The organism is Coprobacter tertius (assembly GCF_024330105.1).
Taxonomy (GTDB): Bacteria; Bacteroidota; Bacteroidia; order Bacteroidales; family Coprobacteraceae; genus Coprobacter; species Coprobacter tertius.
The window spans coordinates 53,037-66,304 of the sequence record NZ_JANDHW010000004.1 but is presented as its reverse complement, the minus strand read 5'-3'; the positions used below and the strand labels follow the sequence as shown (position 1 = coordinate 66,304).

The 13,268-nt window shown below is 40.0% G+C and carries 10 protein-coding genes and 1 tRNA gene; 4 read left to right on the top strand and 7 right to left on the bottom strand.

The genetic code is table 11. From position 1 onward, the window contains the following. Positions 1-26 precede the first annotated feature (26 nt). Both NMU02_RS05230 and NMU02_RS05225 read left to right on the top strand, forming a co-directional pair. Positions 27-1,004, top strand: a complete 978-nt coding sequence (locus NMU02_RS05230) for a glycoside hydrolase family 130 protein (protein ID WP_255026312.1) — start codon at positions 27-29, stop codon at positions 1,002-1,004. An 8-nt stretch (positions 1,005-1,012) separates the two neighbouring features. Continuing rightward, on the top strand, positions 1,013-3,301 hold the full coding sequence (locus tag NMU02_RS05225; protein WP_255026310.1) for a GH92 family glycosyl hydrolase: 2,289 nt from the start codon (positions 1,013-1,015) through the stop codon (positions 3,299-3,301). Between the two features lie 277 nt (positions 3,302-3,578). On the opposite strand, the gene NMU02_RS05220 is transcribed toward NMU02_RS05225, so the two are convergent. Further along, a tRNA-Met gene (locus NMU02_RS05220) sits at positions 3,579-3,652 on the bottom strand. A 269-nt stretch (positions 3,653-3,921) separates the two neighbouring features. On the opposite strand from NMU02_RS05220, the gene NMU02_RS05215 reads away from it, so the two are divergent. Both NMU02_RS05215 and NMU02_RS05210 read left to right on the top strand, forming a co-directional pair. After that, the gene (locus NMU02_RS05215) at positions 3,922-4,305 is read left to right on the top strand and encodes an START-like domain-containing protein (protein ID WP_255026303.1); all 384 of its coding nucleotides are present in this window, start codon (positions 3,922-3,924) and stop codon (positions 4,303-4,305) included. Between the two features lie 221 nt (positions 4,306-4,526). Beyond that, positions 4,527-5,924: an MFS transporter gene (locus NMU02_RS05210; protein ID WP_255026302.1), complete on the top strand. Its 1,398-nt coding sequence runs from the start codon at positions 4,527-4,529 to the stop codon at positions 5,922-5,924. Positions 5,925-5,958: 34 nt separating this feature from the next. Here NMU02_RS05210 and NMU02_RS05205 read toward each other — a convergent pair whose 3' ends face one another. The 6 genes from NMU02_RS05205 to NMU02_RS05180 all read right to left on the bottom strand — a co-directional run bounded on the left by NMU02_RS05205 (position 5,959) and on the right by NMU02_RS05180 (position 13,267). Next, positions 5,959-7,401: a CCA tRNA nucleotidyltransferase gene (locus NMU02_RS05205; protein WP_255026575.1), complete on the bottom strand. Its 1,443-nt coding sequence runs from the start codon at positions 7,399-7,401 to the stop codon at positions 5,959-5,961. Between the two features lie 97 nt (positions 7,402-7,498). After that, positions 7,499-8,674, bottom strand: coding sequence for a M24 family metallopeptidase (locus tag NMU02_RS05200; protein ID WP_255026301.1), 1,176 nt, complete (start codon positions 8,672-8,674; stop codon positions 7,499-7,501). 19 nt (positions 8,675-8,693) lie between these two features. After that, positions 8,694-9,335, bottom strand: a complete 642-nt coding sequence (locus tag NMU02_RS05195; protein ID WP_255026299.1) for an HAD family hydrolase — start codon at positions 9,333-9,335, stop codon at positions 8,694-8,696. A gap of 11 nt (positions 9,336-9,346) precedes the next feature. Beyond that, the gene (locus NMU02_RS05190; RefSeq protein WP_255026298.1) at positions 9,347-10,633 is read right to left on the bottom strand and encodes a UDP-N-acetylmuramoyl-tripeptide--D-alanyl-D-alanine ligase; all 1,287 of its coding nucleotides are present in this window, start codon (positions 10,631-10,633) and stop codon (positions 9,347-9,349) included. Positions 10,634-10,689: 56 nt separating this feature from the next. Next, on the bottom strand, positions 10,690-12,315 hold the full coding sequence (locus tag NMU02_RS05185; protein ID WP_255026297.1) for an MFS transporter: 1,626 nt from the start codon (positions 12,313-12,315) through the stop codon (positions 10,690-10,692). Beyond that, the gene (locus NMU02_RS05180) at positions 12,305-13,267 is read right to left on the bottom strand and encodes a DUF4922 domain-containing protein (protein WP_255026296.1); all 963 of its coding nucleotides are present in this window, start codon (positions 13,265-13,267) and stop codon (positions 12,305-12,307) included. The genes NMU02_RS05185 and NMU02_RS05180 overlap by 11 nt, the downstream gene beginning before the upstream one ends. Position 13,268: the final 1 nt, after the last annotated feature.

Genomic DNA, 13,268 nt, shown 5'->3' with positions numbered 1-13,268 from the left:
TTCAATTTGCTAAAAATAATAAAGCTATGAGTCAGAATATGAATATGCCGTGGGAAGAGCGGCCTGAGGGATGTAAAGAGGTTATGTGGCGTTATTCGGCTAATCCTATTATTCCCCGTAATTTATTGCCGACATCTAACAGTATTTTCAATAGTGCTGTCGTGAGGTTTAACGGTGTTTTTGCCGGAGTATTTCGTTGTGATGATACTAACCGGCGTATGCGTCTGCACGTAGGTTTTAGTAAGAACGGTATCGATTGGAATATTAACCCTCAACCGTTGAAATTTTGTTGTGACGATCCTGAGATCGGAGAGTGGGTATACGGATATGATCCTCGTGTTTGTTTTATCGAAGGACGATATTATGTGACTTGGTGTAATGGCTATCACGGACCTACGATAGGGGTAGCTTGGACAACCGATTTCGAAACATTTCATCAGCTCGAGAATGCGTTTATTCCATTTAATCGTAACGGAGTTTTGTTTCCACGGAAAATAAACGGTAAATTTGCCATGCTGAGTCGTCCGAGTGATAACGGTCATACACCGTTTGGTGACATATTTTACAGCGAAACGCCGGATATGTGTTATTGGGGACGTCATCGTCATGTTATGTCGCCGGCCCCTTTTGAGAAAAGTGCCTGGCAATGTACTAAAATAGGAGCCGGTCCCACTCCCATAGAAACACCGGAAGGATGGTTGCTTATTTATCATGGAGTACTGAACTCTTGTAATGGGTTTGTTTATAGTTTTGGTTCGGCATTGCTCGATCTTGACGAACCCTGGAAAGTGAAATACCGTTCGGGTCCTTATTTGATCTCTCCGCAGAAAATATATGAATGTGTGGGTGATGTCCCGAATGTAACTTTCCCTTGTGCGGCTCTACATGATGAGAAAACGGGAAGAATTGCCGTTTATTACGGATGTGCCGATACGGTTACCGGGTTGGTATTCGGTTATATTCCTGAAATTGTGAAATTCACAAAAGAAAATTCATATATATAATTTACAATATGAGAAGAGTAGTAATTGTGTTTTTTTTGATGATTTTGTTGTGTCCCTTTTTATTGGTTGCGCAGGAAACAGATGATTTTTGGAATGATTCGGACATCGGGATATCGGGATTTCATTATGTAAATCCGTTTATCGGTACTACAAACTTCGGTACTACAAATCCGGGTGCCGTTTTGCCTAATGGTATGATGTCTGTCGTTCCGTTTAATGTAATGGGTTCTGAAACTAATAAATTTGATAAAGATGCTCGATGGTGGTCTACTCCGTATGAATACTATAACAAATATTTTACCGGTTATTCTCATGTAAATCTCAGTGGTGTAGGATGTCCCGATTTAGGAAGTTTATTACTTATGCCTATTTCTGGAACCCTTGAGGTAGATTATAAAAAGTATGGTAGTGCATATAACGATGAGAAAGCCGAGCCGGGTTATTATTCTAATCATTTGACAAATTATAATATTCAGACAGAAGTTTCGGCTACTCGTCGTACATCGATTGCCCGTTTCACTTTTCCGAAAGGAGAAAGTCATATATTAATGAATTTAGGGGAGGGGTTGACCAATGAAAGCGGGGCTATGTTGCGACGAGTGAATGACCGGGAAATTGAAGGCGTAAAATTACTCGGAACATTCTGTTATAATCCGCAAGCCGTTTTCCCAATTTACTTTGTAATGCGTGTGAATAAGACACCTCTGCAATTGGGATACTGGAAAAAACAAAGGGCGATGACAGGAACTGAAGCTCAGTGGGATCCCGATAACGGTCGTTATAAAATTTATACCCGGTATGCAAAAGAGATTGCGGGGGATGATGTAGGGGCTTTTTTTACTTATCAAACAAAGAAGGATGAACAGATAGAGGTGCAAATAGGGGTTTCTTTTGTAAGTATCGAGAATGCTCGGGAGAACCTCGATAAAGAACAACCGGGTTTCGATTTTGAAAACGTTCGTTATAAAGCCATGTTGGAGTGGGACAAGCAACTATCTCGCATCGATGTTACAGGGGGGACCGAAGATGAAAAAACTATTTTCTACACCGGATTATACCATCTCTTGATACATCCTAATACATTACAGGATGTAAACGGGCAATATCCGGCGATGGAAAGTGCAGAAATTAAAACGACAAAAGGCAATCGTTATACTGTATTTTCACTTTGGGATACTTACCGGAATGTTCATCAGCTGTTGTCGCTGGTTTATCCAGAGAAACAGATCGATATGGTAAGATCGATGATAGATATGTATAAGGAGCACGGTTGGTTACCCAAATGGGAATTGTACGGGAGAGAAACACTCACCATGGAAGGAGATCCTTCTATACCGGTTATTGCCGATACATGGTTGAGAGGTTTGCGTGATTTTGATATTAATACTGCTTATGAGGCGATGTATAAATCAGCGACTCTTCCCGGAAAAGAGAATCTGATGCGTCCTGATAATGACGATTATATGAGTAAAGGATATGTTCCTCTTACCGAGAAATACGATAATTCGGTATCGCATGCGCTCGAATATTATATTGCCGATTTTGCTTTGTCGCGACTGGCTGCTGACTTGGGGAAAAAAGACGATTCCGTTTTATTTTATAAACGTTCTTTAGGCTATAAACATTATTACGATAAGAAATTCGGGACCCTACGTCCTATATTGCCCGATGGAAAATTTTATTCACCATTCGATCCGAAAGAAGGCGAAAATTTCGAACCGTCGCCCGGTTTCCATGAAGGAAATGCTTGGAATTATACATTTTATGTTCCACATGATATTCCTGGACTTGCCAAACTTATGGGAGGTAAAAAGGCATTTGTAAATAAATTGCAGAAGGTCTTCGATGAAAACCTGTATGATCCCGCAAATGAACCGGATATCGCATATCCGTATTTGTTCTCACAATTTAAAGATGAGGGGTGGCGTACCGATAGGGAGGTAAATCGTTTGTTGAAAAAATACTTCAAAAATACGCCGGATGGAATTCCGGGTAACGACGATACCGGAACAATGTCTGCTTGGGCGGTTTTCAGTATGATGGGTTTCTATCCCGATTGTCCGGGGCTACCACGTTATACGATTACTTCTCCGACATTCGATAAAATAACAATACATTTGGATTCGCGTTATTATAAGAAAGACAAAATAGAGATAAAAATCGTGCGTCCGACACCGAATTCGATATATATCGATAAGGTACAAGTAGGGAACAAACTATTACCCTCCCGATTTATAACGCATGAGGAATTGGTAAATTCGGGAGTTATCTGTTTCATACTCAAAGAAAGAGAATAATAAATTGTATATTTTATAGATAACCGGATTTTTATCGATAATTTTAATTGCCATATAATCCTTTGGGTACAAATTGTTATGTAAAGGAGTATATGGCAATTATATTTGAAGTTATAAGCGTTCAGCCGTTTTTGGGGGTTCTGAACCGGATGAGGAAAAAGAACTTTGATTTCGTTTTTTATATAAGGATATGTTTACTGTTTACCCTCATTAGAATATGTCAACAACACAATAATAAAAAAGAAGAAATAATCTTTTGATTATTTCTTCTTTTATGTAGCGGGAACGAGAGTTGAACTCGTGACCTCCGGGTTATGAATCCGACGCTCTAACCAACTGAGCTATCCCGCCATCGTTTTAAATGCGGTGCAAAGATATAATACTTTTTTAAATAATGCAACGTTTGGACATAAATTTATATCGGTTTTTATTTCTTGTTTGATAATGATCTATAATACAGAATTGTAAATTCTTTTCTCAAAGCTTTGTAGCGTAAAAAACTAATTAGAGCTTTAAAAAATGAAATAAAGATATGTAAGATATAAATTTAATACATATATTAGCCGCCGATAAATTTTTGATTTTACATAAACGAACATAAATCTTATAAATCTGTACGAATGAAAAAGGAAAAATACATCGTTGAATATAGTTTAAATAATGTATCTCCTTCGGTACTATGGACTTATATCGGAACTGTTAACGGGCTTGCCGATTGGTTTGCCGACGATGTTGTCGCTGACGGAAAATTATATACATTTTACTGGAATAAGACACCTCAGCAGGCCATGCAAACGACATTCAGAGTTGGTAACTTTATACGTTTTCACTGGTTGGATGATGAAGATACGAAAACATATTTTGAATTTCGTATTAATGTGGCTGAACTTACGGGAAATGTTGTTCTTGAAATCACCGATTTTGCTGAAGAGGGGGAGAAACAGGATAGTATAGAATTGTGGAATAATCAGGTGAATACGTTAAAGCGTGTTCTGGGAGCTTGATTTTACTATATATTTAAAGATAATACCGGCTTGAAAAAGTCGGTTTTTATTTTATAATTTCGGATGATAATTGAGTAATGAAGAGCCTTTTTAGATTAGATATTATTCTGACATTTTTTTATTTATATAATTTCACTTTTAGGGGACTTTTTTACCACATATCACATACCGGATTGATTGAAAAAAGGTAATTTTGCACAGATTTTTATAAATCGCACGAGATGTTTAAAAATCCGGTTATAAAAATAGAGGAAAATGATGGTTTACCGGGGCGTAAACGATTATGGGCTGTAATTGCGGCTTCTATTGCTTTGGTTATGTCTGTCCTCGATGCCAATATTGTAAATATCGTTTTACCGACTTTATCACACGAATTCGGGACTTCTCCTTCTACGACGATCTGGGTAATGAATGCATATCAGTTGGCGATTACAGTTTCTTTGCTTTCCTTTTCTTCGTTAGGTGATATTTACGGATACCGGGTTGTTTTTCTTTCCGGAGTGGCTCTTTTTTGTGTAACTTCATTGATATGTGCTCTGTCTACAACTTTTTGGATGTTGACGACCGCACGTGTCTTGCAAGGAGTTGGAGCATCGGCGATTGCAAGTGTCAATATCGCGCAGTTGCGGATGATATATCCGCGAAAATATTTAGGACGCGGGATGGGGATCAATGCGATGGTTGTTGCAGTATCGGCTGTTGCAGGGCCTTCAGTTGCCAGTGCAATCCTGTCGTTTGCTTCATGGCATTGGCTTTTTATTATAAATATTCCGGTAGCGATATTGGCGCTTATTATGGGACTTATTTTTTTACCGAAAAGAGAAATAAGGCATGCTCACCGGTTTGATATTCCGAGTGCGGTTGCTAATGCGCTTACTTTCGGATTATTGATCTATTCGATGGAAGGTATTGCTCACCATGAGAGAATAGATTTTCTGATGATACAACTATTTTTTCTGGCGATAGTAGGAACTTATTATATCCGTCGTCAATTGAAGCTTGAAATTCCCCTGTTACCGATCGATTTATTGAAAATACCTATTTTTACACTTTCTATCATTACATCGATCTGTTCGTTTACAGCACAAATGCTGGCAATGGTTGCCTTGCCGTTTTTTTTACAAAATACATTGGGGCGCAGTGATGTTGCAACCGGGCTGCTTCTTACTCCCTGGCCTGTTGCGACTCTGTTTACGGCTCCTTTGGCGGGATATTTGGTCGAGCGTATGCATGCCGGTATTCTCGGATGCATCGGTATGTTGATATTCGCTACCGGGTTGTATTTATTGGCTACGGTTTCGTCCCCCTCCGATATGGATATTATATGGAGAATGCTTGTATGCGGTGCTGGCTTCGGTTTGTTTCAAACTCCTAATAATAGTACTATTATGTCTTCAGCACCGACCGAGCGTAGCGGGGGTGCCAGTGGAATGATGGGTACGGCCCGGTTGTTGGGCCAGACTTCGGGAGCGACGTTAGTCGCACTGTTGTTCAGCTTTTTCCCTCATCAGGGCGGTACATCCGCAAGTCTGTTATTAGGGGCTGTTTTTGCCGTTGTGGCAGCGGTGGTCAGTTGTCTTAGATTATCGCAACAGATGCCTTTAAGAAGAACTCGATAGATATGCGTTTCTATTTATGGGTAATGTCGGGATCTTATAAATTCCTATTATTTTTAAGAGTCAATCCCATACTTTCGGCTGTTTTGATCATATACCGCAAAGCAGCTTCTCTTTCGTTAGGAATTATTCCATCGAGAATGGCATCTTTAATAGCACTTTTTATTTCTCCGACTTTACGACAGGGAGGAAGGGCGAAAATTTGCATGATTTCTTCTCCGCTTATAGGCGGTTGCATATTACGAATACGATCTTTTTCTTCTATTTCTTTAAGTTTTTTACGTACTTGGGCGAAATTTGTGAGAAAACGCTTGACTTTTTCCGGATTTTTAGAAGTTATATCCGCTTCGCATAATAGCATAAGGTCATCGATATTGTCTCCGGCATCGAATAAAAGCCTTCTTACGGCAGAGTCAGTAACTTCTTCTTCTGCTAAAACGATAGGTCTCATGTGTAATTCCACAATTTTCTGTACATATTTCAGTTTATCGTTTAGCGGTAACTTTAACCTCCGGAAAATACCAGGTAGCATTTTCATGCCGATAAAGTTATGATTGTAAAATGTCCAACCGAGTTTTTCGTCGTATCGTTTTGTTACAGGTTTGGCTATATCATGAAATAGAGCTGCCCAGCGAAGCCATAAATTATCGCTTTTTGACGCTACATTATCGATAACGGTAAGGGTATGATAAAAATTATCTTTATGTCCGCGTCCTTCAACAGATTCTACCCCTTTTAGCGCATGTAACTCTGGGAATATCAGTGCCAGTAAACCGGTTTTTTCCAATAATAAAAAACCGGTCGAAGGTTTGACAGAAAGCATGATTTTATTAAGTTCGTCGATGATACGTTCTTTCGAGATAATTTTTATACGTTCTTTGTTTCTTGAAATAGCATCGAAAGTTTTTTCTTCGATCGAGAATTGTAATTGGGTTGCAAAGCGAATTGCTCGCATCATTCGCAGAGGGTCGTCGCTAAAGGTAATATCCGGGTCGAGAGGGGTACGTATTATTTTATTTTGCAGATCTTCAATACCTTGAAAGGGATCGATCAGTTCTCCGAATTTATCTTTATTCAGACAAATAGCTAAAGCGTTTATTGTAAAATCGCGTCTATTCTGGTCATCGCATAAGGATCCGTTTTCTACAACCGGTTTTCGAGAATCATGTGTATATGATTCTTTGCGGGCTCCTACGAATTCTACTTCTGTATTTTTATATTTTATTTGGGCCGTACCGAAATTTTTAAAAACCGATAAATAGGCTTTTTTCCCAAGGCGCTCTGCAATGGCCGAAGCCAATTCGATCCCGCTTCCAACCGTGACGATATCGATATCTTTAGAGTTTCGTTTCAGAAAAATGTCCCTTACATATCCTCCGATTACATAACATGGCCTGTTTATCGAATCGGCCGTTTCGGAGACAAGTGTAAAAATAGGATTTCTCAGATGCTTCTTCAGTAAATTCTCATCGAGTATCATAGACATTTTTTGTATTTTCAACTGGCAAAGGTAATTATTTTCGCCGATAAGGAAAATTACCGGTTATATTTTGAATCTGTTATTTTTTATCGATTATTTAGTCTAATGATACGATTTCTTCGGTACAATTTGTTACTTTTTCTACTCCGTTTCGGGTAACGATAAATGTATTTTCTACCCCGACTGCTCCTACATGCGGTATGACAAATTTAGGCTCGAGTGCAAATACCATATTTTCCTGAAGGATATCTTTAGAACGCGGAGCCAATACCGGTCGTTCGTTAATTTCTATACCGATACCATGTCCTATAAAACCTGCTTGTTGGCGGTGTCCCATAAAATATTCAGAGAGCCCTGCCTGTTCAGCCATTTCTACGGCAAGATTATATAAGTCTTTAGCCGCTACACCCGGTTTTGCTTTTCCGGCTATGGTTTTTTCTATATTTAAAGCTACCTGATGTGCATTTAGTGCCAGCTCTGGAATTTCTCCCAATGAAAATACGCGAGTCATATCGCTCATATATCCGGTGAAATTACCACCCATATCTACCATTACCGTCATTCCGGGACGTATCAGCATACCGCTGCTTCCGACAGGAAGTGAGGTACTGTTACCGGCACCTCCCATGGCAAAATCGTAAGGTGAAGGTACGTCGGCATTATCGCCGGCAATGAGACTTCCCATGTAAATTTCCATGCTGGATCCGAAAATACGAAAAATTCCCAGTGAACCGTGTAGTCTGGCCAATCGTTCCAGTTCTATTGAAAATTCGGTGTCTGACATACCTTCTTTGTAGGTCATCGGGATTCGGTGATACATCATCGCATGTTTAGTTCCCGATTCTCTTATAAGCTTTAGTTCATAAGGAGTTTTTAGTGTCCTTACATTTCTTATTAGAGGGGTACCGTTCGAGATTGCGGCGTTTGGGAAAATAGCCGATAATCTTAGCCTTTCGTTATAAGTAAGGGAATCATCCTCGAGCAGGAGTTTTTCGGGTAAGGGGATTCCGTGTTTTTGCATTTCCGAGGGGATATCCTCGGGTTTGCGAATATAAATAACATTATCACCTTTTAGTCCTACGGGACGCCGTACGAAGAAATATATTTCACCTCGTGCGGAAACATAAGTATAACCGCTGAATACACGGCCCGAAGTATAAAACAGATTAGCGTTATCATTGATGAGTATTGCGTCTGCCTTGGTCATTCTCAACGATTCTTGTATCTTAGATTTTCGAAGTTCGATCTCTGGTAAGAATTGTTCGGTATACATATTTTTATTTTTATGTGAATTATTTGTTGTCGATATTTATAAAATATTCGGTCAATTCTTTGAAATTGTCAAATGCTTCAGTATATTTTTCGGTATGTCCGAAACCGTACCGTACAAAAAAGAACGGAATGTTTGCGATTTGTGACTGTTGGCTGTCTCCGTCGGTGTCTCCGATATAAACCGGATATTCTATGTTGTTTCTTTTCTGTAATATATGCATGTTTCCGCTTTTTTGTAAATTAGTGTCTCCATAACATATATTGTCTGTGAAATAGGAGGTTAATCCGGTAAAGTTCATAAATATAGCTAATCCTCCTTTTTCACAGTTACTTAACAGCATCAGTGGATATTTTTCCGACAGTTTCCGTATACCCTCTTTTACATACGGGTAAAGTATTCCTCCCATATGCGGTTCGTTTTCTTCCTCTATCTTTTTTATTAATGATTGAAATACAGAACGGTCTTCTTCTCTCATTTCGGGTGCAACTGCTTCTATAATTTTATCGATGGGAGTACCCATAAGCCCAATCAGATCTTCCCGCTTCAGCCGGTTCGGTAAGTTCGAAAGCCTGAATGCCTCATTCCAGCACCAAGTGTAAGTATTTACGGCATCCCACAGGGTTCCGTCCATATCAAAGATTAATGCGTCGGGTTTCTTCATACGTTATTTGTTTATAGGTATTCGATACATTTTTCGAGTTGCATTCCTCTCGATCCTTTAATCAGGATGGTATATCCTTCGAGAGGATGTTTTTTAAGTTCTTCGATTAATGTGTCGGTAGTTCCAAAACAAGTAAGTGTTCCACATGTTTTCAAGAATTCATTTCCGGCCAGTAGAATTTTATCGAATCCCGAGTTTTTCAACCTATCGATAATTATTTTATGTTCTTTTTCACTATCATTTCCCAATTCTCTCATGTCACCCAGAATAACAGCTTTTTTAGAAGTTTTCATTGATAAAAAATTATCGATGGCAGCATTCATACTTGTCGGGTTAGCGTTATAAGCGTCGAGAATAAGCGTGTTATGGCTTGTTTCCTGTAATTGAGACCGTTTGTTATGAGGCTCATATTTTTCGAGAGCTTGTTTTATTTTTTCATCGGGCACTCCGAAATAAGCGGCAATCGCCACGGCTGCCAATACATTCGTTAGGTTATAGCTGCCGATGAGGTGCGTATCTACGGGGATATTTTTCCCTTTATGTTGGTATTCAAGAGATAAAAAAGGAGAGCACGTGGTGAGTTTTCCTCTGATATACAGACCGTCTTCTTCTCCGTATTCGGTTTTCTCGATACCATTACTTTGGGGTTGAAGATATTTATTTTCGTGATGTATAAAGATGTGGCCATTGTTCTCTCGTAAATAATCGTATAACTCGCATTTTGTACGTATTACTCCTTCAAACGATCCGAAACCCTCCAAATGAGCTTTTCCGACATTGGTTATCAGTCCGTAATCGGGTTCGGCAATACCGGCGAGTGTTTTTATTTCCCCTTGGTGGTTGGCTCCCATTTCGATAACTGCCAATTGGTGTGAGGGGGTGAGTTTCAGTAGCGTGAGTGGAACTCCGATGTGATTATTTAAATTTCCTTCGGTTGCCAATGTTTCGAACCGTTGTGAAAGGCAGGCCGCAGTAAGTTCCTTTGTAGTAGTCTTGCCGTTGGTTCCTGTAATTCCTATTATAGGAATACCCAGTACACGTCTGTGGTATCGTGCGAGATCTTGTAGTGTTCTCAGGCAATTTTCTACATATAATATCCGTTTATCTGTGACATATTCAGGCTCATCTATAATGGCGTATGCACAACCGCTATCTATTGCATTTTGGGCGAATTCGTTTCCATTGAATCGATCGCCTTTCAGTGCGAAAAATAAAGATCCCGGAACACATTTTCGGGTATCGGTGGTAATTATGGGATGAGTTTTATAGATTTCGTACAACGATTCAACCGTTTCCATTCTTTTGTTTTTTTGATGAACGAAGGTATATATTTTCATTGAAAAAAGGGGATAATTCATTTTTTTTCTTTCATACCGAAAGTTCGGTCTACTTTTAATAATTTTACTGCGAAGTAGGCCGGGAGGGAACATAACATTACCCAGATAAAGAAATGTCTGTAACCGATGTGCTCTTGTAACCAGCCTGCTCCGAGTCCCGGTAACATCATACCCAAAGCCATAAATGCAGTACAAATTGCATAATGGGCCGTTTTGTGTTCCCCGTTTGCAAAATAGATCATATACAACATATAAGCGGTAAATCCGAATCCATAACCGAATTGTTCAATCGCTACGGCAGTATTTATCAGCAGTAGGTTGTCGGGTTGTGCATAGGCAAGCCAAACATAAACGAGATTAGGTAAAGTGATAGCAAATACCATCGGCCAAAGCCAAAAGCGGAGTCCTTGTCTCGAGGCGACTATACCGCCGATGATTCCTCCTATGGTAAGAGCGGCTACGCCTACGGTACCATATACTAACCCTACTTCTCCGGTACTGAGTCCTAACCCTCCTGTTTCCCTTGAGTCGAGCATAAATGGGGAAGCGAGTTTTAGCAGTTGCGATTCTGAAAGACGGTAAGTAAGGAAAAATAACAAACCGGTAGCAATTTCTTTTTTCCGGAAAAAAGAGATAAATGTTTGTATAAATTCCTGCCATATTTCCCGGGAAGTCTTGGTTTTTGCCGGTCGATCTTCTGTCGGTCGGGGTAAAGCGAATTTATGGTAAAGGCTTAGCATGATAAAACAGCCCGACAGTATAAAGAATGTTATACTCCAGGCAAGCGGTATATTCCCTGCGGTACCTTTAAACGTAGCCATACATGACTTTTTTAATCGTTTATCGGCTTTTACTGTTATCCAGGCTCCTTTTTCCCAGTTTTCTCGATCGAAAACCAACCGATCTCCCGAAATCAGGTGAAGCTCTTTGTCGCCTTTCAGGAAAGTGGTATTTAGTATAATTTTTTTATTGTTTTCGGGAATACGGGTAAGTCGTATGTGTAAGCTATCGATGCTTCCTGCCGATAATATCAGAGAAGCCGGGGAAACGATAAAATCGTTGTTTTGGTATGTTCTGGCATTGTCGGTGACGATTTCCGAAGTCGTACCGATTACGGTAAATTCGACAGGTTGCGATCCGGTCATCGTCTCCAAAGCTCCTGCCAGCATAATCAACAGCCCTTGGCCCGTAATCATAGCGATGCGGTAAAAAGTGTTGCGTATTCCTACATAAAGCGATTGTTTGTGGCTATCGAGCGCCAACATATAAAATCCGTCAGCTGCGATATCATGGGTTGCCGAACTAAAGGCCAGTAACCAAAAAAAGGCCAGAGTCGCTTGAAAATAAAAGGGTAAAGGGATACAGAAAGCGATACCGCCGAGGCCTGCTCCGATGAGTAACTGCATGGTTACGATCCACCAGCGTTTGGTCTTAAATATGTCGATGAAAGGACTCCATAAAGGTTTTAATACCCAAGGTAGATATAACCAGCTGGTATAGAGGGTAATTTCGGTATTAGAACATCCCATGCGTTTATACAAGATTACTGCAATCGTCATAACGGCGACATAGGGTATTCCTTGTGCGAAATATAACGAGGGGATCCAATACCAAGGCGATCGTTTCGGTGTTTCAGAAGTCATACGGTATTTTCTTTAATTCGGTAATAATTCTTTGTTCTTCTTCGGGGGTTACCGAAACTTGCTGCAATATATCCCAAACTTCCTCTTCTGTGATAGATTCGTAATCAGTAGGGCGAGGTACGATGATGACTCCGCTGATGTCTACTGTTCCGGGACTGATTAGCCTCTGTTTTTCTCCTTGCGTGTAATATTGGCGGGGCCGGTGCGCTCTTCTTGGAAAAATATACAATCTCCATTTATCCTTATCGTACAGGCATAATAAATTCATCATGGGTTCGTATCCGGCATTGTTGTCAGAAGATAGAATTTTTATTAATTTACCGAAAATGGTTTTGATTATTTCTTTTTTCCCCGATTCGATAATAAAGACGGTTTGTGGGTAACCGTTTAGATGAGAAACCCGCAGTTTTTCATATTCCAAGATGTATTCTCCCAGGCTTTCCGATAGTGATTCCCAGTTGTATTCTATGGGTAGAAACCCTTTGTTCCCTGCTTGAAAATGCATGTGGTCCGGTGCTGAAGCTCCGCATCGTGGACCGTTATAAAACAAGACAAAATCGGAAAAAATGCGGGCCAGTGAAAGCATGTCGTCGATTCGTCCGGTGATTTGTTGTGGAGAATGTTTTAAAGCCGGTATCGTAAAGTGTTTGGGAAATATCGGGAATGGGTTTACCAATACTTCATAAGAATCGTTCCAGGGTAAAGATTTCTGTTCAGGTGGTCTGTTTCGGGCACAGAGGAAGCACGCTCTTTTTTCTATTTTTTCGCCAGATAAGTTTGAAGTCGTTGAGACGATGCGGGCCGGATTACATTGTAATTTTACTGTCATTTCGCCACAAGGAATTGTGCGGGTCATTATTTTTTGGAGTGCAGCGTAATTATTTGAAGCCATTGACCAGTTTTTCACCTGTGAGGCAAACATATCGAGTGCTTTTTGATAAAACGAGTCCATG

Excerpts from the sequence above, each read along its gene's own strand:
- NMU02_RS05230 (WP_255026312.1), top strand. The coding sequence starts at position 27 with ATGAGTCAGAATATGAATATGCCGTGGGAAGAGCGGCCTGAGGGATGT.
- NMU02_RS05225 (WP_255026310.1), top strand. The coding sequence starts at position 1,013 with ATGAGAAGAGTAGTAATTGTGTTTTTTTTGATGATTTTGTTGTGTCCC.
- NMU02_RS05215 (WP_255026303.1), top strand. The coding sequence starts at position 3,922 with ATGAAAAAGGAAAAATACATCGTTGAATATAGTTTAAATAATGTATCT.
- NMU02_RS05210 (WP_255026302.1), top strand. The coding sequence starts at position 4,527 with ATGTTTAAAAATCCGGTTATAAAAATAGAGGAAAATGATGGTTTACCG.
- NMU02_RS05205 (WP_255026575.1), bottom strand. The coding sequence starts at position 7,401 with ATGATACTCGATGAGAATTTACTGAAGAAGCATCTGAGAAATCCTATT.
- NMU02_RS05200 (WP_255026301.1), bottom strand. The coding sequence starts at position 8,674 with ATGTATACCGAACAATTCTTACCAGAGATCGAACTTCGAAAATCTAAG.
- NMU02_RS05195 (WP_255026299.1), bottom strand. The coding sequence starts at position 9,335 with ATGAAGAAACCCGACGCATTAATCTTTGATATGGACGGAACCCTGTGG.
- NMU02_RS05190 (WP_255026298.1), bottom strand. The coding sequence starts at position 10,633 with ATGGAAACGGTTGAATCGTTGTACGAAATCTATAAAACTCATCCCATA.
- NMU02_RS05185 (WP_255026297.1), bottom strand. The coding sequence starts at position 12,315 with ATGACTTCTGAAACACCGAAACGATCGCCTTGGTATTGGATCCCCTCG.
- NMU02_RS05180 (WP_255026296.1), bottom strand. The coding sequence starts at position 13,267 with ATGGACTCGTTTTATCAAAAAGCACTCGATATGTTTGCCTCACAGGTG.